A 21,557-nucleotide genomic window follows, 5' to 3' on the forward strand; every position below is an offset into this window, starting at 1 on the left:
ACCCACAACACGCGCGCGAAGATCATTCGAAAGAGGTCGAGTCATCCGATGCTGGCCTCCTACCCAGCCAGCATCTTGAATCACAAAACGGCCGATACCGGAATCCCTCTCCGATTCAGAAAAGAGCAGAACCGCTCTAACGGGGCAACATGCATCGATGTTGGACGTGGAAAGAGGAATCCAAGCCCTCAAGTCCGAGTCGCTCTCGTGCACGTACCGCGAGAAATCCTACACATGGCGCGGACGGTGAAAGCTACCAAAACCCAAGAATTAAGAAGCCACCGCGACGCACCACTTAAGGCGCCCCTTGGCTGGAATGCCTCTAACATGCTCTCGGCTCCAACACGCTACAAGCTGGCGCATAACGCAGCGGTTAGATCAGTGGTCTGCAAAGACCTTACTTGATGAAGTTGCCAGCAGCTTGGCTAAGTGCTTGAAAAACCTGGTACGCCCAAGGGGAATCGAACCCCTGTTACCGCCGTGAAAGGGCGGTGTCCTAACCGCTAGACGATGGGCGCGCTCAGGTGAAGCGGTGTATAGTTGGCTTGTTCGCAGCAGGCAACCCGTCTTTTTGCTGCAGCGCGAATTTTTTATCATTTATCCACCGCGACGACCGCAGCGCCAGTTCCAGTCGCGTTCCGGGCCGACGTCGATATGGACAGAATTGGTGTGGCAATAGGTGCCGACGCCGCCACGGCCGGGCATCGCGCGCAGATATGTCGCCAGTTCCCATTTGCCCACGCCGGGAATCTGGATGTCGGCGGCGGCGCAATACATATGCTGGGAATTCTTGGCGCCGCGGGCCCGGCGGTTGCGCTCCGGATTGCGATAGCCCGATGTCACGATCATCTTCTTGCCGTAGTGCTGCTCGGCCGCCTTGAGGATTCGCACCAGTGAGGGCTTGAGGCAGCCGACATCGACGCTCTCGGTCTGCCGGAGTAAGCCGTTGGGGGCGAGGCGCGCCATGCCGGCAGCAGACGCCAGCTCCAGGCCGGGATCCTCATCTTCGTGCAGGTCGACGTCGCTGTCGTCGTTGAGGCCGGACTTGCGCTTGATCTCGAAGAGGTCGGTGGTGCGCACGCCTGGCAGCGCCCAATCCGAATCGCCGCCGGAGGATCCGCCCAGCGACGCCAGCTCGACTCGCTTCGATTCGGCTTTCGCCGAAGCCAGCGTGATGATCGGCTTGGCTTTTTCTTCCGCAGCTTTTGGCTTGGTGTCGCCCGTCGCCTCGTTGATTGCGATCAGCGGCTTGGCCTTTTGCTCGGCGGGAGCGGGCGCCGCCTTGGCGGGCGTGGACCCGAACAGCGAGGCAAACAGGCCCTTCTTCTTGGGCGCTTCGGGTGCCGGCGCCGGGCCATTGGTCAGGTAGAAGCCGGTATCCTGCTGCACCGGTGGTTTGGCCGTCTTGGCTTCTGCGGTCAGGGGAGTTGCAGCTTCCGTCTTTGGTCGAGCTGAGGCTGCGACCGGCGCCTCTGCCTGCTGCGGCTGTTCCGCGCTGGCGAGGGCGGCTTCGGCCGCTGTCGCGACAGATGGATTGGCAAGCGGAACGTAGCCGACCTGATCGGGGAGGGTGTTGTTGCCCCCGGCATTCGCAGCGAGATTGACCCTGGCGTGTGTCCCCCCGGTCGCGGTAGCTACAACGGGTGACGAGGCCTGGCCGATGGCATCGGCGGTGACGGCGGTGTTTGCAAGTTGCAGATTGGGCTCGCCCGTTGCCGTGCAAGAAACGGCAAGCAGCGAAACCAGCACGGTCAGCGCAACGCCACATCGCCGCTCTGCGAATCGCAGTCGTCCTGACGTCAAAAGCGTTCCCCTCTCATGCACTGCAGGCCAACGATCACGCTTGGCGATTAAAGATCGAACGTCCACCCAACCACGTTTCAAAGCAAGAAACGGGACCCGATCACATGGCAAAAATTCCCCAAATTCTGGCTAAGCGCCAAATTAGGCGAGATCATGATGGGCGCCATGTTTTCGCCCCCTTTGTTAAGGGCGTCAACTCACCGCGCATTGCAGCGGGTTACACGCGGACCTTCACATAGCTGCCAGGGGCATCTTCTAGCACGCGTCCGCTTGCGCCAGCCTTGCGTGCTGCCACGCGGGCATCGTCCCTGGATTCGATCCAGCGCTGCCAGTGCGGCCACCACGAGCCAGCTGTTTCGACGGCACCCTTGAGCCAGGTGTCGTAGTCGCCTGCAGGCTTCCCGTTCGACCAGAACTGGTATTTGCCTGCGGCAGGCGGATTGACCACGCCGGCGATATGCCCCGAGCCAGCAACGACGTAGTCGACGTCGCCGCCGAAGTACTGGCAGCCCAGGAAAACCGAGCGGGCCGGGGCGATGTGGTCTTCGCGCGCTGCGAGGTTGTAGACCGGGATGGTGATGTCGGCGAGCGATACAGTGCGGCCGGCGAGTTCCATCCTGCCTTGCGACAAGTTGTTTTGGAGATAGCAGTTGCGCAGGTAAAACGAGTGGTTGGCGGCCGCCATTCGCGTCGAATCTGCATTCCAGTAGAGCAGGTCGAACGGCAGCGGGTCCTTGCCGCGCATGTAGTTGTTGATCACATATGGCCAGATCAGATCGCCTGACCGCAGCATGTTGAAGGCCGTCGCCATCTTGGTGCCGTCGAGATAGCCCTTGTCCTTCATCGCCCGCTCGAGCGCAGTGATCTGGTCCTCGTCGACGAATACCTTGAGATCGCCGGCATAGGTGAAATCGACCTGGGTGGTGAAGAAGGTCACCGATCGGATCCGGTGGTCGCCCTCTTGCGCCAGCAGTGCAAGGGCCGCAGCCAGCAGCGTGCCGCCGACGCAATAGCCGATTGCATTGACCTCGCGCTCGCCCGTCGCCTGCTCGACGGTGTCGAGGCCATACTGCAGGCCTTCTCGGATATAGGCTTCCCAATCCTTCAGGCCGTGGCGCTGGTCGGGATTGATCCAGGAAATGACGAAGACCGTGTGGCCCTGTTCGACTGCCCAGCGGATGAAGGACTTCTGCGGGTTGAGGTCGAGGATGTAGAATTTGTTGATCCATGGCGGGCAGATCAGCAGCGGCCGCTTCAGCACCTTGTCGGTGGAGGGCGCGTACTGGATGATTTCGGCGACGTCACTGCGGCCGACGACCTTGCCGGGTGTGGTGGCGATATTCTTGCCGATCTCGAAGCCGGAATAGTCGGCCTGCCTGAGCTTGAGGTCGCCCTTGCCTGCCGAAATATCCTCGGCGAACATCTTCATGCCCCGAACCAGGTTCTCGCCGTTGCTGGCGACCGTTTCGCGAAACAGTTCCGGATTGGTCAGGATGAAGTTGGAAGGCGAGATCGCATTGGCTACCTGCTTCACATAGAAGCCGGCCTTGTGGCGTGTGTGCTCATCGAGGCCGTCGGCGTGCTCGACCAGGTCGCCGGCCCAACGCGCGGTGACGAGATAGGCCTGCTTGAGGAAATCGAAGAAGGCGTTGCGGCCCCATTCGGGATCGAGGAAGCGCTTGTCGGTGCGCTCCGGCTTGACCGCGTCATCGACTTCGTCCCCGCCCATGCGCTGGATAGATTTGCTCCACACGTCGAGATAGCCGGAGAAGAGCCGGGTCTGGGCCTCGAGCGCGCGCTGTGGGTCGGAAAGCCAGTACTCGGTGAGCTTGGAGAAGGTCTTGACCATGTCGGCCATCGGCTCGGCGACGGTGTCGCGGAGTTCGCCCTTTTCGCGCGGCTCGGCCCAGGCGGAAGCGGCTTTGCCTGCCTGCTCGATCATGCGCGCCATGTTGAGCGCAAAACGCTCGGGGTCTTTGACGAGATATTGCTCGACGGAGGAGGGAGAATCGCCGGTCGGCTTGTCCGAATCGTCTGCCTTCGCCATGGTCTTTGCAGGTCCTCCCAAAGGGCCTTTTATTGACATACTATCATGTGACGTCTTACCGGGTCCAACGCGCTCTACCGCGCCTGTCGGGGAAACTTTATGACATATAGTGTTGGTCGGCATATTTTTTTCTGCGCCCGCGCGGTTGTGTTTGCCGGCGTGTTGGCTTTGCCCGTAGCAGCCAGCGGCTGCACCAGCACCGCAGCGACCAATACCGTGCCGGTTGGAGCACATGGCGCGCAGGACACCGGCACATATCCCAATCTCAACATCCCTCCGCAGTCCGCCGCACCGCAACTCACCGACGACCAGAAGGCGGCCAAGCTAGCCAGCCTTCATGCCGCGCAAGGACGCCAGGGTGCCAAGGCAAGCGTCGCCGCGGATAACTCTGCCGCAATGACCACGCTTGCCAGAAAGCATGGCGACGACACGCTCAAGGCGATCGAAGACGGGTGCCAGGCTATCGACCCTGCCTGCAAATGAGTGTATATCGCGCACGCATCGCGTAGCCCCTGTTTACCTGGAACTGACATGGAAGAATTTCACAAGGTCCGCCGCCTTCCGCCCTATGTCTTCGAGCAGGTCAACCGGCTGAAGGCCTCAGCCCGGTCGCGCGGCGCCGATATCATCGATCTCGGCATGGGCAATCCCGACCTGCCGACCCCTACCGCTATCGTCGACAAGCTGTGCGAAGTGGTTCGCGACCCACGCACCCATCGCTACTCGTCGTCGCGCGGCATTCCCGGCCTGCGCCGCGCCCAGGCCAATTATTATGCCCGCCGTTTTGGCGTGAAGCTCAACCCCGATACCCAGGTCGTTGCGACGCTTGGCTCGAAGGAAGGTTTCGCCAACATGGCGCAGGCGATCACCGCGCCAGGCGACGTGGTCCTGTGCCCCGATCCGACCTATCCGATCCACGCCTTCGGCTTCATCATGTCGGGCGGCGTCATCCGCTCGCTGCAGGCCAAGCCTGACGACGGCTTCATCCCGGCGCTCGAGCGTGGCGTACGCCACTCGATTCCCAAGCCCTTGGCGCTGATCCTCAACTACCCGTCGAACCCGACCGCGCATGTCGCAACGCTCGACTTCTACAAGGACGTCGTGGCATTCGCGAAGAAGCACGACATCATCATCCTGTCCGACCTCGCCTATTCCGAGATCTATTTCGACGGCAATCCTCCGCCTTCGGTGCTGCAGGTGCCTGGAGCAATGGATGTGACCGTCGAGTTCACCTCGATGTCGAAGACGTTTTCGATGCCGGGCTGGCGCATGGGCTTTGCCGTCGGCAACGAGCGTCTGATCGCAGCCTTGACGCGCGTGAAGTCCTATCTCGACTACGGCGCGTTCACGCCGATCCAGGTGGCCGCGACCGCGGCACTCAACGGCGACGGTACCGACATTGCGGAGGTGCGCGAGGTTTATCACAAGCGCCGCGACGTGATGGTCGACGCCTTCTCCCGTGCCGGTTGGGAAATCCCGGCTCCGGCTGCGACGATGTTTGCCTGGGCGCCTATCCCGGAACCATTCAAGCATCTTGGTTCGCTCGAATTCTCCAAGCTGTTGATCGAGCACGCCGACGTGGCCGTCGCTCCGGGCGTCGGCTTCGGTGAGCATGGCGACGATTACGTGCGCCTGGCACTCGTGGAAAACGAGCACCGGATCAGGCAGGCGGCGCGCAGCATCAAGCGTTTCCTGGCGACCACCGCCAAACAACCCAACAATGTGGTTCCGCTCGCAGCCCATCGCTAAGCGCGCCACATCCAATCCAGAACTGCTGAAATAAGAGGCGCCGTCGACCATGGCTGAAGCATTGCGTGTTGGAATTGCCGGTCTCGGCACGGTCGGTGCTTCGGTGGCGCGCGTGCTGCGCGACAAGGCAGCCGAGCTCACTCGTCAGTGCGGCCGCGAAATCGTCGTGACAGCCGTTTCCGCTCGCGATCGCTCGCGTGACCGTGGGGTCGACCTGGGCGGTGCCAAGTGGTTCGACGATCCGATCGAACTGGCCGAGAAAGCCGACATCGACGTCTTCGTCGAGTTGATCGGCGGCGATGAGGGTGCGGCCCGTTCTTGCGTGCGCGCAGCCCTGGATGCCGGTCGCCACGTTGTCACCGCCAACAAGGCGCTGCTTGCCAAGCATGGCGTTGCACTTGCCGAGGTCGCAGAGAAAAAGGGCGTGCTGCTCAACTACGAGGCGGCCGTTGCTGGAGGCATCCCCGTCATCAAGACGATGCGCGAGGCCATGGCCGGCAACAGCGTCAACCGCGTGTTCGGTATCCTCAACGGCACTTGCAACTACATACTGACGCGCATGGAAGCGGAGGGACTGACCTTCGAGGCCTGCTTGGCCGACGCCCAGCGCCTGGGTTACGCCGAAGCCGATCCGACCTTCGACATCGAGGGCAACGACACCGCCCACAAGCTTGCCATCCTGACCAGCTTGGCCTTCGGCTCGAAAATCTCGGCCGACGACATCTATCTTGAAGGCATCTCCAACATCACCCAGGCGGATATTCGCGCTGCGGGTGAACTCGGCTACCGCATCAAGCTGCTTGGCGTTGCCCAGCGCACCGAAAGCGGTATCGAGCAGCGTGTGCACCCGACGATGGTGCCGACAGCCTCCGTCATCGCGCAGGTCCATGGCGTCACCAACGCCGTGGCAATCGAAACCGACATTCTGGGCGAGCTGCTGCTGTCGGGGCCCGGCGCCGGCGGCAACGCGACCGCCTCGGCTGTCGTCGGCGACATCGCTGATATCGCCAAGAGCCGGCCAGGCTTCCAGCACGGGCCGGTGTTCGGCCGCCCGGCCAAGGAACTGAAGCCCTATAAAAAGGCGCAGATGCGCAGTCACGCTGGCGGCTACTTCATCCGCCTTACCGTGCATGATCGCATCGGCGTGTTCGCGGCGATTGCCAAGCGCATGGCCGACAACGATATTTCGCTGGAGTCGATTGTCCAGCACGCCAATGGCACGGAAGGCGGCGTCGCGCAAAAGACGGTAATCCTGGTGACCCACGAAACCACCGAGGCCGCCGTGCGCAAGGCTGTCGATGGCGTGACCAAGGACGGCCACCTGACCGACAAGCCGCAGGTCATCCGCATCGAACGCGCCGGCTGATCCGGCTTCTCAGGCGAGGGGCACAAATGTGCCCCCGGCTGGGCAGTCAAGCCTCAGTTCCCTTTCAATCGATTGATATTGTTTCGCTTTCGATAAAGCGGGCAACAGGTCTTGCCGTTGTCATGCTGGTTTGACAATAAGGGCCGGCCCGGTTCGGGCGCACCGAATTCATCGATTTCAGGACCCTGATATGGCGAAAAGCGTTGTTGCCGGCCTCGACCGGATTCTCACCATGGAACTCGTGCGCGTCACCGAGCGCGCGGCTGTTGCCGCGGCAAGGCTGCGCGGGCGTGGCGACGAGAAGGCCGTCGATCAGGTCGCGGTCGATGCCATGCGCCAGGAGTTGAACCGCCTCGCCATCAAGGGCACCGTGGTCATCGGCGAGGGCGAGCGCGACGAAGCGCCGATGCTTTACATCGGCGAGGAAGTCGGTTCGGGTGGCCCGGCAGTCGACATCGCGCTCGACCCGCTCGAAGGCACCACCATCTGCGCCAAGAACCTGCCCAACGCGCTGGCCGTCATCGCCATCGCCGAAAAGGGCAGCCTGCTGTTTGCGCCAGACGTCTATATGGACAAGATCGCGGTTGGCCCGGGCTACCCCGAAGGCGTGATCGACATCGATGCCTCGCCGGCTGAAAACATCGCCAGCGTTGCCAAGGCCAAGGGCGTTCCGGTCGAAGAAGTTACGGCCTGCATCCTCGATCGTCCACGCCATGCCAAGCTGATCGAGGCGGTCCGTGCGACCGGGGCGGCCATCCGACTGATCGGCGACGGCGATGTGGCCGGCGTGATCCACACCACCGACCCCGATGAAACCGGAATCGACATCTATCTCGGCACCGGCGGCGCGCCTGAAGGCGTTCTGGCAGCAGCCGCGCTGCGGTGCACGGGCGGTCAGATGCAGGGTCGCTTGCTGCTCGACAGCGCCGACAAGGTCGCTCGCGCGGCCACCATGGGCATCAGCGATCCCAACAAGGTCTACCGTATCGAGGAAATGGCGCGCGGCGACGTGCTTTTTGCGGCGACGGGCGTCACCGACGGCAACATGCTTGCCGGCGTGAAGTTCGGCCGCGATTCGATCACCACGCACACCATCGTGCTGCGTTCGTCATCCAAGACGGTTCGCGAGATCAAGGCTCGCCATCAGGATCTGGAAAAATTCTGATTACGCGCTGGTTCCGGTCGCCTATGGTCGATCCGAAGCGGGTGGACCTGGTTTGAATGGCGACTGAAAAGCGTAACTTCCTTGGTGTCAGGCGTTCGGCCACCGGTGTCTCATGGGAGCACCGGTTGACCGAGCGTCAGGAGATGTTGGCGCTCGCCATTGCCCAGGGGCATGGCGTGCCCGACATTGTCGCGCGCGTGCTCGCCGGGCGGGGCGTCACGGCAGATGATGCCGAGCGCTTTCTCGATCCGACGATCCGCGATCTGTTACCTGATCCGGCGTCCTTGACTGATATGGACAAGGCCGCCGAGCGCATAGCCGATGCGGTGCTACGCAAGGAAAAGGTCGCGATCTTCGGCGACTATGATGTGGACGGTGCGTCGTCCTCGGCGCTGATGAAGCGCTTTCTCGCGCATTTCGACATCGAATCAGAGATCTACATCCCCGACCGTATCTTTGAAGGCTACGGGCCCAATCCCGACGCCATGCGCGAACTGATCGGTCGTGGCGCAAGCCTGATCATCACGGTCGATTGCGGCACCAACAGTGCAGCCTCCATCGACGCGGCAAATGAAGCTGGCGCCGACGTGGTTGTACTCGACCACCACCAGGTCGGCGGGCCATTGCCGAATGCGCGTGCGGTGCTCAATCCGAACCGCGACGACGACCTTTCCGGTCAAGGTCATCTTTGCGCGGCCGGTGTGACATTCCTGACGCTGGTTCAAACCGCCAAGGTGCTGCGCCAGCGACTGCCGGATGCACCGCGTCCGGATCTGCTGTCGCTGCTCGACCTCGTGGCGCTGGGAACCGTTTGCGACGTGGTGCCGCTGACTGGCGTAAACCGGGCGTTCGTCGTCAAGGGGCTGCAGGCGATGCGCCAGCAGAACAATGTCGGGCTGACGGCACTGGCCCGCGTCGCCCGCATTGGCGAGCCGCTCAACAATTTCCATCTCGCTTTCCTGCTTGGCCCGCGCATCAATGCCGGTGGGCGCATCGGCGATGCCGCACTGGGCAGCAAGCTGCTTGCCACCGACGACCCTGTCGAAGCCGGAACCATTGCCGAAACGCTCGACCGCCTGAACCAGGAACGGCAGGCGATGGAAACCGAGATGCTGGCCGAAGCGCGCGCCGAAGCCGATGCGGAAATCGGCGCAGGTCCTGGCCCCGCCGTCCTGGTGACGGCGAACACCACCTGGCACCCCGGGATCGTTGGCCTTCTTGCCTCGCGGCTGAAGGATCACGCGCGACGTCCGGCTTTTGCCATTGCCTTCAATGGAAACGGCATTGGCACCGGTTCGGGTCGTTCGGTGTCGGGTTTCGATCTGGGCCGGTTGGTGCGCGAAGCGGTGGAAGCCGGGTTGCTGGTCAAGGGCGGCGGACATGCCATGGCCGCCGGCATCACGGTTGAGCGCGCGAAACTTGGCGAGTTGCGCGCTTTCTTCGAACAGCGTGCCGCAGCCGACGTGTTCCGTCTCCAGGATGAGGAAAGCCTCAAAGTCGACGGTGCCCTTGCCGCCGAAGGTGCAACGTTGAATCTGATCGACGCGCTGGAAAAGGCCGGGCCGTTCGGGGCAGGGCACGTGGCGCCTGTCTTCGTCTTGCCGCGTCACCACATTGTCGATATCCGACTTGTCGGGACGGCGCATGTCAGGGTCGATTTGCGCTCCGAAAGCGGCGGGCGGCTACAGGGCATCGCGTTTCGGGCGGCGGAAACGCCGATCGGCGACTTCCTGTTCAGGAACCGCGACCGAACTGTCCATGTCGCAGGGTCAATTTCGGTCAATCACTGGAATGGCAGCCGCACGGCCCAGTTCAGGATCATCGACGCAGCGCTTGCCGGGCCTTAACCGAGAACCGCCTGGAGCCTGACGATCTCCTCCATCTGCGCCTTGGTCGCTTCATATCCGAGGCGGATGGCTTCATCGGCCCGATGGAATTCCGAAAGCCCGATGAGGCCGAGCTTGGGCTGGATCGAAAGATCCGGCGGATCGCCGGCAAGACGTGCCCGCGAAATGCGGTCCTGGATGATGTTGAAGGCCTCGACCATGACGCCCGTGATGCCAAGCCTTGCCTCACGCTCGCTGTAGCCGGGGGTCTCCCCGGGGCGTGCCGGTCGCTCGACCACCAATTCGCCAGCGCTATGCTTAATAACTGCAGCGCGGCCGAACAGGTCGTAGTGCAGGTTGACCGCAACCACCAGCGGCTGCTCGTTGGCGCGGCAGACCGAAACCGGAACCGGGTTGACCAGGGCACCGTCGACCAGAACGCGACCGTTGCAGCTGACCGGTTCGAAAACGCCCGGCAGCGCATATGAAGCGCGCATCGCCTTGATCAGCGAACCGCTCGACAGCCAAATCTCATGGCCGGTTCGTATCTCCGCGGCCACGCAGACGAAAGGTTTTGGAAGATCCTCGAAAGTCACGCCGCCCATATGTTGCTGCATGCGAGCGTCGAGCTTCATGCCACCGAACAGCCCGTTGCCGCCGAGCTTCAGGTCGAACAGGCCAAACAGGCGGCGCTTGGTCAGGCTACGGGCGAACTCTTCAAGTTCGTCCAGGCGGCCGGCGAGGTAACAGCCACCGACCAGCGCTCCGATGGAGGTTCCAGCGATCATGTTGATGCGAATGCCGGCTTCATCAAGTGCGCGAAGCACCCCGATATGAGCCCATCCACGCGCAGCGCCACCACCGAGAGCAAGGGAGATGCCGGTCTCTTTCGGGTTCGCCGGGTTGTCAGAATTGCCGCCCGAGGAAAGGCCGTTGGCTTCCCGGACGTTCTGGCGCGCATGGAATGACGCCCATTCGAGCATCACGATCTCCTTTCAGCGCCGCGTGTCCGTTCGGACACGCAAGGGACGCTGCGACACCTTGAATCGGTGCATGATCCTCGCCGAAAATCGAGTCCAACTTTCGAGGCATGCACAATCCCGCAACCAGACTACATCCTGGCCGTATCGAAATCGTGAATCTTAATGTCGCAGGGGCGTCAGGAGGGTTCACTATTCATTGCGGTAGATTTCGTCTGCGTCAAACAGTGGAAGGCTGCCGTCTGCGCTGAGGGTCGCTACGCCGTCCTTGAGCCCCACCATCCGATAGAAGCAGGAACGTCTGCCGGTGTGACAGGTTGCGTCGTGGCCGGTAACATTTACGCGCAGCCATACCGCGTCCTGGTCGCAGTCGGTGCGTATCTCGGTAACGTGCTGGAAATTGCCCGACGTCTCGCCCTTCTTCCACAACGAGCCGCGCGAACGCGACCAGTAGTGGGCGATCCCGGTCTCGATGGTCAGCGCCAGCGCTTCGGCGTTCATGTGCGCCACCATCAGCAACATGCCGTCCGCCGCGTCGGTGACCACAGCAGTGACAAGGCCGTTGGCGTCGAAACGCGGCGTGAACGCGGCACCCTCTTCGAGCGCGCGCTTGTCGTTGGAGGCTTGGGGAAATTGCAGGGTCATCGCCGGGGTCCTAAATCGGGCACCGGCGAGGGGACTTAGATCCCGCCGCCGGCTCGCACCATGGTCACGAACCGGACCTGTTCTTCGGGGGTATCCCGGAAAACGCCGGTGAAGGTGGAGGTCAGGGTCGTCGAACCCTGCTTGCGGATGCCGCGCATGGCCATGCACATATGCTCGGCCTCGATCATCACGGCGACGCCGCGCGGATTTAGCACGTCCTGGATGACACCGGCAATCTGCGCCGTCATCGCTTCCTGCGTCTGCAGTCGATGTGCGAAGATGTCGACCACGCGCGCGATCTTGGACAGCCCGACCACCTTGCCATCCGGCAGGTAGCCGACATGCGCCTTGCCGATGATCGGCACCATGTGGTGTTCGCAGTGAGAGTGGAACTTGATGTCGCGGACAATGACGAGGTCGTCATAGCCGGCCACTTCCTCGAAGGTGCGGCCAAGCTCTTCGGCCGGGCACATGTCGTAGCCGTTGAACATCTCGCGGAACGCCTTGGTGACACGCTTGGGCGTGTCGATCAGGCCTTCACGTTCGGGATTGTCACCGGTCCAGCGCAAGAGCACCTTGACCGCAGCTTCGACTTCCGCCGCGCTTGGGCGGTCGGTCGTGGGCATATCCATATAGGCTGATTGCGGCATCAGCTTCTTGGCAACGGCATCCATCTCAGGCGTCTCCAGTAGTCCCTGTCGAAGCAGGGACGAGTTGAACGGACACAGCCACTTTAGGGACCACCGGAATAGTGCCGTACCCAAAGCTGCTCATCGTGCGCTGCTCCCGATGCTGTTTCTGCAGCCTTGTCGGGAGGCGAACACAACCATTATATATGGGTGGAGACGACGATTGAAAGATGCGTCAGCGACAAGAGTTGTTCATCACACGCACTCAGAGTGAAAAAAGTTGATCGACGACATCTACAACACGAAAATTCTTGGCTTCGCTGGAAATATCGGCCGGCTCGGACGTCTCGAAAATCCTGATGCAAGTGCAACCGCACATTCCAAGCTGTGTGGATCGACCGTCACCATCGATCTCAAGATGGAAGACGGCGTGGTCACCGACTTCGCCCATGTGGTCAAGGCATGCGCTCTGGGACAGGCGTCGTCGTCGATCATGGCCGAAAACGTGGTTGGCGCGAGCGCTGATGAGCTGCGCGCGGTGAGAGACACCATGCTGCGCATGCTCAAGGAAGGCGGCACGCCGCCGCAAGGGCGTTTTGCCGACCTGAAGTATCTTGAGCCGGTGCGCGACTACAAGGCACGCCACACGTCGACCATGCTGACTTTCGACGCGGTGGTTGATGCCATCGGGCAGATCGAACGCAAGCGGGCGGCCGCTTAGCAATCCTGGAGATCTCGCAGGCTTTGTGCGAATTCGGCACGAACCCAGTCGGCGAAGGCTTGCGCGGGTTCCGATAGCTTGCGCAGGTTCCTGGCCACCAGGAAATAGCCGCCGCACACGACATTTGTCTCGAACGGCTTGATCAGCGTGCCCGCCTTGAGTTCCTCCCGTACTAGCAACAGGTCGCCAAGGGCTACGCCATGGCCCAGCATCGCCGCCTGTTTTGATAGGGCGGCATCGGCCAGCAGCGGACCGCGTTCGGAGACCGGAGCTTCTGTGGCACCCGCTGCCTCGAACCAGCGCGCCCAGCCTTGGCGGTTTTCTTCATGCAGCAGCGTGTAGCGGCGCAAGTCGCCTGGGCTTTCCAAAGCCGGGCCTGTCGCGAGCAGGGCAGGCGAAAGTACAGGCGAATCGACGACTGGCGCCAGCAACTCCGCTTCACTGCGCGGCCACGATGTGTTGTGGGCGCTGAAACGCAAGGCGAGTTCGGCCTGGTCGTTGCGGAAATCGATCAGGCGCGGATCGACATCCAGCGCGACGTCGATATCCGGCCGCAGTTCGCGAAAGCGGTTGAGGCGCGGCACCAGCCAACTGGCCGCCAGCGAAGGCTCGACGCTGACGCCGGCAACCGATTGCGTGCGCGCGCCCGCAAGCTCGGACAACTGCTGATCGATGTCGTCGAAGCTCTTGATGAGTTGCTGCAACAATTTCTGGCCCGCTTCGGTCAGTTCGACACGGCGGTGACAACGCACGAACAGAGGCAGGCGCAGAAACGTCTCCAACTCGCGTATCTGGCGGCTTATGGCGGCTTGGGTGACAAAAAGCTCTTCCGCCGCGCGGCTGAAACTCAGATGCCGGCCGGCTGCCTCGAAACTTCTCAATGCCGTCAGCGGCAGCCGCCCTCGGTTCATTCGCATAATCTTAAGTTATCCAAAGCGGACATTATACTCGTTTGAAGGAAGCGGCTAGAGGCGGTGTATTCCTCCCATCCAAGGAGGCAAAACCATGCCAACGCTCTTCAACGCTTATGCCGAGATGTTCCGCGTCGCTACGTTCCAGGCCGACTATTCCACCGGTGGCGCGAGGCGCTGCGGCGCCGATCGAAAACAGCTCGCCACCCCGCAACGGCGGTGCCCCCACCGCTTGGCGAAGCTAGTCTGGCTTGCGTGACATGGCGCCGCAGCGCCGTGATCATAAGAAGCGAACATTGCGTATGCATGTCGGAATTGACATCTATGTTGATGAAATTCCGTTCGGCGGAGACGATGGACCACGGTCACCAACACACACGCAGCATCACCGCGCGCGGCCGCAACTGGGCCGGGCCGTGGCGCAAGACGCCGGGTCGCGTGCTCGGTACATCGCTGGTACGGCTCTATCAGCTGACGCTTTCGGGTTTCATCGGCAATTCATGCCGGCATTTGCCGACCTGCTCGGAATACGCCCACGAGGCGATCGCGCGCCACGGCCTGTGGGCCGGCGGCTGGATGGGGCTCTTTCGAGTGGTCCGCTGCGGCCCGTGGGGCACGCACGGCATCGACCGCGTGCCGGAAAAGCTTGACCGGCGCTACGCCTGGTTCACGCCCTGGCGCTATTGGTCCATTAGCAAGAAGTTGCCTGAACGACACTCTTGATGGTGGGGGCGTTTGAGGCAGGTTAGGCGTGCTGCCGGCCACTTTACGATTCATTTAGCGTAAAAACAGTCGATCCAAGTTCAGTCATATTCGAGACAAGGCGAGGGCCTAGTGCCTCTGGCACCAATTGCCAGAGGGTATTGCCACGTGCGTCACGGACATCTCCGCTTCCAGTTCTTGGCTCCAATCGCGTTCATCGCGGCGTCGCTGGCGACGGCGATACCCGCCTCGGCCCAGTCGGCGACGCCAAACCAGCCTTTCGAGTGCAGTCTGATCGTAGACGCCGCAAGCGGCGAGACGGTCTACCAGAGCGGTGTCTGTGACCAGCGGGTCAGCCCGGCTTCGACATTCAAGCTGCCGTTGGCGCTTGTCGGCTACGACGCTGGTATTCTTGTCGACGAGCACACGCCGAGCTGGGACTACAAGCCTGAGTTCAAGGCCTTCCAGCGCGACCACAGGACCGTCGATCCGACGATCTGGGAAAGGGATTCGGTTGTCTGGTTTTCGCAGGAAATCACCCGGAGCCTTGGCGACAAACGTTTCGCTGCCTATGTCGACAAATTCGACTATGGCAACAAGGACATTACAGGCAATGCCGGCAAGAAGGATGGTCTCACGCACTCCTGGCTGAGTTCGTCGCTGAAGATTTCGCCTGTCGAGCAGATCGGCTTCTTGCGCGATGTCGTTAGCCGGAAGCTACCGGTGTCGGCCGAGGCCTACGACATGACCAATGCCATCCTGCCGGCTTTCCAGGCGGGTGACTGGCATGTGCAGGGCAAGACCGGCAGCGGCTGGCTGACGAGCAAGACCGGCAAGATTGACCGCAACCGTCCCTTCGGCTGGTTCATCGGCTGGGCCGAAAAGGATGGCCGCAAGCTGGTTTTCGCTCGTCTGGTGGTCAGCAACGATCGGGCGAAATCTCGCATGGGTCTCCAGGCTCGCGCGGATTTTCTGAAGCAGCTGCCGACGCTGGTGAAGAACTGATCAGGCGCGGTTTGGCGGGTTGACCGCCATTAGCGGAAGCAAATCTCTCCGGCCCTAAGTTGCAATCTCATCGCCACCCGTCTTTACGAGGCCGAAAACTCGCCATAAAAGACCCCTCGCTGCCGGACGCATCCGGTTTTTAACCACCCGCGCTCGTTTGCGGGACTGGATAGGAGAAGAGCTTTGTCGAATTCCGTTTCCCTGACATTTCCCGATGGTTCCGTCCGCGAATATGACGCGGCGCTGACCGGTGCTGGCTTGGCCGAGTCGATTTCCAAGTCGCTGGCCAAGAAGGCCGTCGCCTACGCTGTAGACGGCACCGTGCGCGATCTCTCGGACCCGCTTGGAAAGTCTGGCAAGGTCGAGATCATCACGCGCGAGGATCCGCGCGCGCTGGAACTCATCCGCCACGATACCGCCCACGTGCTGGCGGAAGCCGTGCAAGAACTGTGGCCGGGTACCCAGGTGACCATCGGCCCAGTCATCGACAACGGCTTTTATTACGATTTTGCGCGCAACGAACCTTTCACGCCCGAGGATTTCCCGGCGATCGAAAAGAAGATGCGCGAGATCATCGGGCGCAACAAGCCGTTCACCAAGCAAGTCTGGTCGCGCGACAAGGCCAAGCAGGTGTTCCGCGACAAGGGCGAGGGCTACAAGCTCGAGCTGATCGACGCGATCCCAGAAGACCAGGACCTCAAGATCTATGCCCAGGGCGACTGGTTCGATCTCTGCCGTGGCCCGCACATGGCCTCGACCGGCCAGATCGGCAGCGCCTTCAAGCTGATGAAGGTGGCCGGTGCCTATTGGCGCGGCGATTCCAACAACCCGATGCTGACGCGCATCTACGGCACGGCCTGGGCAGACCAGACACAGCTCGACCAGTATCTGCACATGCTGGAAGAGGCCGAAAAGCGCGACCATCGCCGCCTCGGCCGCGAAATGGACCTGTTCCATTTCCAGGAAGAGGGCCCAGGCGTGGTCTTCTGGCATGCCAAGGGCTGGAAGATGTTCCAGAACCTCGTCAGCTACATGCGCCGTCGCCTCGACCAGCAGGGCTACCAGGAAGTCAACGCGCCCCAGGTGCTCGACAAGTCACTGTGGGAGACGTCGGGTCACTGGGGCTGGTATCGCGATGCCATGTTCAAGGTGACGGTCGCTGGCGACGACACCGACGACGACCGCGTCTTCGCGCTGAAGCCGATGAACTGCCCTGGCCACGTGCAGATATTCAAGCACGGGCTGAAGTCCTATCGCGATCTGCCTGTGAAGCTTGCCGAATTCGGCAATGTGCATCGCTATGAGCCATCGGGTGCCTTGCACGGCCTGATGCGCGTGCGCGGCTTCACGCAGGACGATGCGCATATCTTCTGCACCGAAGAGCAGCTGGCTGCAGAGTGCCTGCGCATCAACGACCTGATCCTGTCGACCTATGCCGACTTCGGCTTCGACGAGATTTCGGTGAAGCTGTCGACCCGGCCCGACAAGCGTGTCGGCTCCGACGAGGCATGGGATCACGCCGAAGAGATCATGGGCAATGTGCTCAAGACCATCGAGGCGCAATCGGGCAACCGCATCAAGACTTCGATCAATCCGGGCGAGGGCGCCTTCTACGGCCCCAAGTTCGAATATGTGCTGCGTGATGCCATCGGGCGCGAATGGCAGTGCGGCACGACCCAGGTCGACTTCAACCTGCCTGAGCGGTTCGGAGCCTTCTATATCGGCTCGGATTCCGAGAAGAAACAGCCGGTCATGATCCATCGCGCCATCTGCGGTTCGATGGAGCGTTTCCTCGGCATCCTGATCGAGAACTACTCGGGCCATTTCCCGCTGTGGTTTGCGCCGCAGCAGGTGGTGGTGACGACGATCACGTCCGACGCCGATGACTATGCCCGTTCGGTGGTGGCCAAGCTCAAGGCTGCAGGCCTGTCGGCCGAGGCCGATCTGCGCAACGAGAAGATCAACTACAAGGTCCGCGAGCACTCGCTGGCCAAGGTGCCGGTCATACTCGTCTGCGGCAAGCGCGAGGCCGAAGAGGCGACCGTCAACGTGCGCCGTCTCGGCTCGCGCGACCAGGTGTCGATGACGCTTGACGAAGCGGTTGCATCGCTTCGCGATGAAGCGACCGCACCGGATCGCCGCCGCGCATAGGCTGAGCGGCTACCAGAATGCAGAAAGGGCGGCAGTGATGCCGCCCTTTCCGTTTTGTGGTTCATTGCGAACGGCTTAAGCGACCATTTCAATCCGCACCTTCGTTGGGGTCAATCGCCGCATCTTCCGAGGCCACCACCTCGACATCCTGGTTGTTTCCGGCAACGACGGTGAAGTCGCGCTGGTAGATGCGGTCGCGATTCTTGGCGATGATCGTGTAGTCGCCTTCCGAAAGCACCATCGAGGCAAAGGCGCCGACTGCTTCTCGCAGCGGGTCGCCGGATTCCGTCAGCACCGACCATGATGTGTCGGCGATGGCTTCGCCACCGGCCTCGCGCACCAGCTTGAAAGTCACGTCGGCGGCTCGGTGTTCGACCGTTGCCTCGGTGAGCTTTCCGGCCTCGACGCGGATATCGGAGCGGACGTCGACGCCGCCGTAGTTCGAGACGATGTGGTACGTGCCGGAATTGAGCCGGACCACCGTGTTCGGCGCGACGTTGGGAATGATGAGGGCACGTTCATTGTCGTTGGCAGAGCCGCCTTCGAAGATCGAGAACTTGAGCTTGGCCGGTGAGATGCGCACGCCGCCGGAAAGCACGGCGTCCAGCTTCAACCCGCCGGCGTCGAGCACGAGGTTCTCGCGCTTGGCCTGCTTGCCGACGGTGATGCGCTTGGTGGCGCCGGCGCGGCCGTAGGAGGCGTGGATGAGATAGCTGCCCGGGGGCAGCTGGAACATGCTGGTGCCGCCCTGGGCGGAGGCGACCAACGGCAGCTTGCCGTCGGGACCGGCCTCGGGGCGGAACACGCGCCAGACCAGGCCGCGGCTGATGTCCTTGCCCTTGTCGGTGAGTTGCGCCGTGAGCGTTATTTCGCCCAGTGTGCCGGTTGCCAGCGGTTCGTCGCCGCGCGGTGGCGCAAAGCTCGATATGCCGGGCAGGCTCAATCCTTCGAGAGCTGTCGCGCCATCCTGGGCGAAGCCAGCCGAAGGCGGCACCGTAAACAGTGCGGCACCCAGAATCGGCACGAAAAGTCGGAAGTATCCCCGGAACATCCCTTGTTTGAAGCGCAAGGCGGTGGCAATTTCAAGGCTATTCCGGCGCGATGGATTCTCAACCACGATGCGCCGCTGCCAGAGCAGCCGTCATTTCGGACCGGCGCTTCAGCCCAAAACCCAAGGAGCCCCTGCGCCGTGCCATCGCCGATCATCGACTTTTTGCTGACCCGTAATTCCGCCCCCATTCCCGAACTGCGCGCGCCAGCGCCTTCCGACGTCGAACTTGAGACGATGCTGCGTGCGGCAACCCGCGTGCCCGACCACGGCCGGCTGGAGCCGTGGCGGTTCATCATCTATCGCGGTGATGCGCGCATCGAGGTTGGCAAGAAGCTGGCTGAACTTGCTGAACGCCGCGAAGGTCCGCTTGCCGAAGGCCGGCGCAACCAGGAATTGGCGCGCTTCTCGCGTGCTCCGCTGGTCATCGGCGTGGTGTCGAGCCCCAAGTCGAACGCCAAGATCCCGCAATGGGAGATGTTCCTGTCGGGTGGTGCCGCGGCCATGAACCTGATCATTGCCGCCAATGCGCTGGGTTATGGCGCGAACTGGATCACCAATTGGTATTCCGACAACGAAGAAGGGCGCGCGCTGCTGGGCCTGGCGCCACATGAGCGCGTCGTGGGCTTTATCCACATCGGCAGCTATGATGGTCCCGCGCCCGAGCGGCCGCGCCCGGACGTGGCCAAGCTCTATTCCGACTATTCGGGTCCTTGGGAAGGATAGGGACGTGTTCTACGAGCCGTCGAAAGGCCATGGCCTGCCACATGATCCTTTCAAGGCGATCGTTTCGCCCAGGCCGATCGGCTGGATTTCGACGCTCAGCAAGGAGGGGGCGCTGAATCTGGCGCCCTATTCGTTCTTCAACGCCTTCTCCAGCAATCCGCATCTTGTCTGGTTTTCTTCGGAGGGTCCGAAGGACAGCGCTACCTTCGCCGCCGAAACCAACGAGTTCGTCGCCAATCTCGTGGGTCGCGACCTGGCTGAAAGGATGAACCGCAGCGCGGTTAACGCACCGCGAGGCGTTAGCGAATTCGGCTACGCCGGCCTGACGCCTGCGCCGTCGCGCCTGGTGGCGCCGCCGCGGGTCGCCGAGGCGCCGGCCGCGCTCGAATGCAAGGTGACCGAGATCTTTCGGCCCAAAGGGCTGGACGGCAACGACGCGGGCGTTTTTGTCGTCATCGGCGAGGTCGTCGGTGTCCATATCGACGAGGCGTTCCTGGCCCAAGGGCTGTTCGATACCGTCAAGGCCGGCAATGTCGCGCGCCTCGGCTACATGGACTATTCGACCGTCGATGCCGTTTTTTCGATGCGCCGCCCACGCTGGAAAGACTAGCCGCCGAGACCAGCCGCCTTGGCGCGTGTCAGAAGTCGCTCGGCGCGGCGAAGGTGCGGGCGGTCATACATTTGGCCGTCGATGCCGACCACGCCGGGATTACCCGCAGTCCGAAAGGCCACGACCACGGCTTCGGCGTGTGCGATGGCCTCGGCTGATGGCGTGAATGCCTCGTTGATGACCGCGACCTGGTCGGGATGGATTGCCATCTTGGCTGTAAAACCATCACGTTCGGCGTCCAGGCATTCGGCGCGTAGTGCTTCGGCGTGCCGGAAATTGACAAAGACGGTGTCGATCGCTGCGACATCCGCCGCCGCTGCACCCAGCACGGTCATTGCTCGTGCCAGCCTGAACACGTCGGTGTAGCGGCCGGAACTGTCGCGGGTGGCGCGCGCGCCGATGGCGGCTGAAAGGTCTTCCGCGCCCCAGGTCAGACCAGAAACGCGCGCGCTTGCGCCGGCATAACTTCCGGTCGCCAGCACGCCTGTCGCCGTTTCGGTGATGATCGGAATGATGCCGATCGCTCCATCAGGCAGGCCGTTTTCGGCCTCGTGCACTCGCAGCTTGGTGGACAACTGCTGGACGTCGGCGCCGGAGTTCGACTTAGGCAGCATGATACCGTCAGGCGCCATCGGCACGATCGCCCGGAGGTCATCGTCGGTAAGCCCGGTTGAAAGATCGTTGACGCGGACATAGATCGCCGCGCGTGTTTCATTGCGGCGGCTGGCAATGAAGTCGGCTGCCACCCCGCGCGCATGCCCCTTGTTGTCGGCCGAAACCGAGTCTTCAAGGTCGACGATGACGACGTCGGCGCCGGACGAAAATCCACGCTCGAGCTTCTTTTCCGAATCGCCCGGGACAAACAGCAGTGAGCGCATTGCCTCAAGCCGCCTTCTTTTTCATCATGGCCTGCCGCTGGCATTTGGCGACCAGCACGCCGTCCTGATTATAGGCGCGATGCAGAAATTCGACGATGCCACGGTCCGCTTTCGATTTAGATTCGCGCACCGACAGGATCTCAGTTTCGACGCGGATGGTGTCGCCATGGAACACCGGATGCGGGAAGGTGGTCTCGGTCATGCCGAGATTGCCTATGGTCGTGCCGAGCGTGGTGTCGTGCACGGAAATTCCGATCATCAGGCCAAGCGTGAACAGCGAATTGACCAGCGGCTTGCCCCATTCGCTCTTGGCGGCAAAGTCGAAATCTATGTGCAGGGGCTGGGCGTTCAGGGTCATCGTCGAGAACAGCATGTTGTCGCTTTCGGTGACCGTCTTGGTGAGTTGATGGCGGATGACCTGACCAACCACGAATTCTTCGAGATAGAGTCCTGCCATCACCTTTTCCTCCGGTTGCCAGGGCTTGATAGGCGGTGCGGTGGCACGCCGCAAGCGGGTTAACGGATATGGTGAACCGTTCGTAAACCTTTTGTTCCTAGGTTCGATTCTGGGGATTGGCATAGATTGCCGGGGGCG

At 62.0% G+C, this 21,557-nt stretch carries 21 protein-coding genes and 1 tRNA gene; 12 read left to right on the forward strand and 10 right to left on the reverse strand.

The features are described 5' to 3' along the window. Positions 1–443: 443 nt before the first annotated feature. The 3 genes from C8K44_RS24890 to phaC form a co-directional block, all read right to left on the reverse strand. Positions 444–518: transfer RNA gene (locus tag C8K44_RS24890), tRNA-Glu, on the reverse strand. Between the two features lie 79 nt (positions 519–597). Next, the gene (locus C8K44_RS24895; RefSeq protein WP_245417625.1) at positions 598–1,803 is read right to left on the reverse strand and encodes a YcbK family protein; all 1,206 of its coding nucleotides are present in this window, start codon (positions 1,801–1,803) and stop codon (positions 598–600) included. A gap of 217 nt (positions 1,804–2,020) precedes the next feature. Further along, positions 2,021–3,850, reverse strand: a complete 1,830-nt coding sequence (phaC, locus tag C8K44_RS24900) for a class I poly(R)-hydroxyalkanoic acid synthase (protein ID WP_109578456.1) — start codon at positions 3,848–3,850, stop codon at positions 2,021–2,023. Between the two features lie 99 nt (positions 3,851–3,949). On the opposite strand from phaC, the gene C8K44_RS24905 reads away from it, so the two are divergent. The 5 genes from C8K44_RS24905 (at position 3,950) to recJ (ending at position 9,977) form a co-directional block, all read left to right on the forward strand. Then, entirely contained in the window at positions 3,950–4,333 is a 384-nt protein-coding gene (locus C8K44_RS24905; protein WP_245417626.1) for a hypothetical protein, read from the forward strand. Between the two features lie 48 nt (positions 4,334–4,381). Continuing rightward, entirely contained in the window at positions 4,382–5,599 is a 1,218-nt protein-coding gene (locus tag C8K44_RS24910; protein ID WP_109578457.1) for an LL-diaminopimelate aminotransferase, read from the forward strand. 49 nt (positions 5,600–5,648) lie between these two features. Beyond that, entirely contained in the window at positions 5,649–6,965 is a 1,317-nt protein-coding gene (locus C8K44_RS24915; protein ID WP_109578458.1) for a homoserine dehydrogenase, read from the forward strand. Between the two features lie 190 nt (positions 6,966–7,155). After that, the gene (gene glpX, locus C8K44_RS24920; RefSeq protein ID WP_109578459.1) at positions 7,156–8,130 is read left to right on the forward strand and encodes a class II fructose-bisphosphatase; all 975 of its coding nucleotides are present in this window, start codon (positions 7,156–7,158) and stop codon (positions 8,128–8,130) included. 56 nt (positions 8,131–8,186) lie between these two features. Continuing rightward, entirely contained in the window at positions 8,187–9,977 is a 1,791-nt protein-coding gene (recJ, locus tag C8K44_RS24925) for a single-stranded-DNA-specific exonuclease RecJ (protein WP_109578460.1), read from the forward strand. On the opposite strand, the gene C8K44_RS24930 is transcribed toward recJ, so the two are convergent. The 3 genes from C8K44_RS24930 to folE all read right to left on the reverse strand — a co-directional run bounded on the left by C8K44_RS24930 (position 9,974) and on the right by folE (position 12,255). After that, positions 9,974–10,939: a patatin family protein gene (locus C8K44_RS24930; protein WP_109578461.1), complete on the reverse strand. Its 966-nt coding sequence runs from the start codon at positions 10,937–10,939 to the stop codon at positions 9,974–9,976. The genes recJ and C8K44_RS24930 overlap by 4 nt on opposite strands. Positions 10,940–11,128: 189 nt before the next feature. Further along, on the reverse strand, positions 11,129–11,581 hold the full coding sequence (hisI, locus tag C8K44_RS24935; RefSeq protein ID WP_109578462.1) for a phosphoribosyl-AMP cyclohydrolase: 453 nt from the start codon (positions 11,579–11,581) through the stop codon (positions 11,129–11,131). A 35-nt stretch (positions 11,582–11,616) separates the two neighbouring features. Then, a complete protein-coding gene (folE, locus tag C8K44_RS24940; protein ID WP_109578463.1) occupies positions 11,617–12,255 on the reverse strand; it encodes a GTP cyclohydrolase I FolE in 639 nt (212 codons plus the stop codon). A gap of 235 nt (positions 12,256–12,490) precedes the next feature. Between folE and C8K44_RS24945 the strand changes: the two genes are divergently transcribed. Then, positions 12,491–12,931: an iron-sulfur cluster assembly scaffold protein gene (locus C8K44_RS24945; protein WP_109578464.1), complete on the forward strand. Its 441-nt coding sequence runs from the start codon at positions 12,491–12,493 to the stop codon at positions 12,929–12,931. On the opposite strand, the gene C8K44_RS24950 is transcribed toward C8K44_RS24945, so the two are convergent. Next, complete coding sequence (locus C8K44_RS24950; protein WP_109578465.1) at positions 12,928–13,842, reverse strand: LysR substrate-binding domain-containing protein; 915 nt, start codon at positions 13,840–13,842, stop codon at positions 12,928–12,930. The two genes, C8K44_RS24945 and C8K44_RS24950, sit on opposite strands and share 4 nt — an antisense overlap. 94 nt (positions 13,843–13,936) lie before the next feature. On the opposite strand from C8K44_RS24950, the gene C8K44_RS27595 reads away from it, so the two are divergent. From C8K44_RS27595 to thrS, 4 genes are all read left to right on the forward strand, one after another. Then, the gene (locus C8K44_RS27595) at positions 13,937–14,101 is read left to right on the forward strand and encodes a hypothetical protein (RefSeq protein WP_158282786.1); all 165 of its coding nucleotides are present in this window, start codon (positions 13,937–13,939) and stop codon (positions 14,099–14,101) included. 95 nt (positions 14,102–14,196) lie between these two features. Continuing rightward, a complete protein-coding gene (gene yidD / locus C8K44_RS24955; protein ID WP_109578483.1) occupies positions 14,197–14,565 on the forward strand; it encodes a membrane protein insertion efficiency factor YidD in 369 nt (122 codons plus the stop codon). A gap of 207 nt (positions 14,566–14,772) precedes the next feature. Continuing rightward, positions 14,773–15,549, forward strand: a complete 777-nt coding sequence (gene blaOXA, locus C8K44_RS24960; protein WP_245417629.1) for a class D beta-lactamase — start codon at positions 14,773–14,775, stop codon at positions 15,547–15,549. Between the two features lie 183 nt (positions 15,550–15,732). After that, positions 15,733–17,700, forward strand: a complete 1,968-nt coding sequence (thrS, locus tag C8K44_RS24965) for a threonine--tRNA ligase (RefSeq protein WP_109578467.1) — start codon at positions 15,733–15,735, stop codon at positions 17,698–17,700. A gap of 88 nt (positions 17,701–17,788) precedes the next feature. On the opposite strand, the gene C8K44_RS24970 is transcribed toward thrS, so the two are convergent. Further along, positions 17,789–18,751 carry a hypothetical protein gene (locus C8K44_RS24970; RefSeq protein WP_109578468.1) on the reverse strand — a complete coding sequence of 321 codons (963 nt, stop codon included), beginning with the start codon at positions 18,749–18,751 and terminating at the stop codon, positions 17,789–17,791. A gap of 138 nt (positions 18,752–18,889) precedes the next feature. Between C8K44_RS24970 and C8K44_RS24975 the strand changes: the two genes are divergently transcribed. Together C8K44_RS24975 and C8K44_RS24980 are read left to right on the forward strand one after the other, a co-directional pair. Beyond that, positions 18,890–19,474 (forward strand): nitroreductase, encoded by a 585-nt coding sequence (locus C8K44_RS24975; protein ID WP_109578484.1) that lies wholly within the window; start codon positions 18,890–18,892, stop codon positions 19,472–19,474. A gap of 4 nt (positions 19,475–19,478) precedes the next feature. Then, positions 19,479–20,084, forward strand: a complete 606-nt coding sequence (locus C8K44_RS24980; RefSeq protein ID WP_109578469.1) for a flavin reductase family protein — start codon at positions 19,479–19,481, stop codon at positions 20,082–20,084. On the opposite strand, the gene C8K44_RS24985 is transcribed toward C8K44_RS24980, so the two are convergent. Next, a complete protein-coding gene (locus C8K44_RS24985) occupies positions 20,081–20,962 on the reverse strand; it encodes a CoA ester lyase (RefSeq protein WP_109578470.1) in 882 nt (293 codons plus the stop codon). The two genes, C8K44_RS24980 and C8K44_RS24985, sit on opposite strands and share 4 nt — an antisense overlap. Before the next feature lie 4 nt (positions 20,963–20,966). After that, positions 20,967–21,419: a MaoC family dehydratase gene (locus C8K44_RS24990; RefSeq protein ID WP_109578485.1), complete on the reverse strand. Its 453-nt coding sequence runs from the start codon at positions 21,417–21,419 to the stop codon at positions 20,967–20,969. Positions 21,420–21,557 lie beyond the last annotated feature (138 nt).

Origin of the sequence: Aminobacter sp. AP02, assembly GCF_003148805.1 — a bacterium.
GTDB lineage: Bacteria > Pseudomonadota > Alphaproteobacteria > Rhizobiales > Rhizobiaceae > Aminobacter.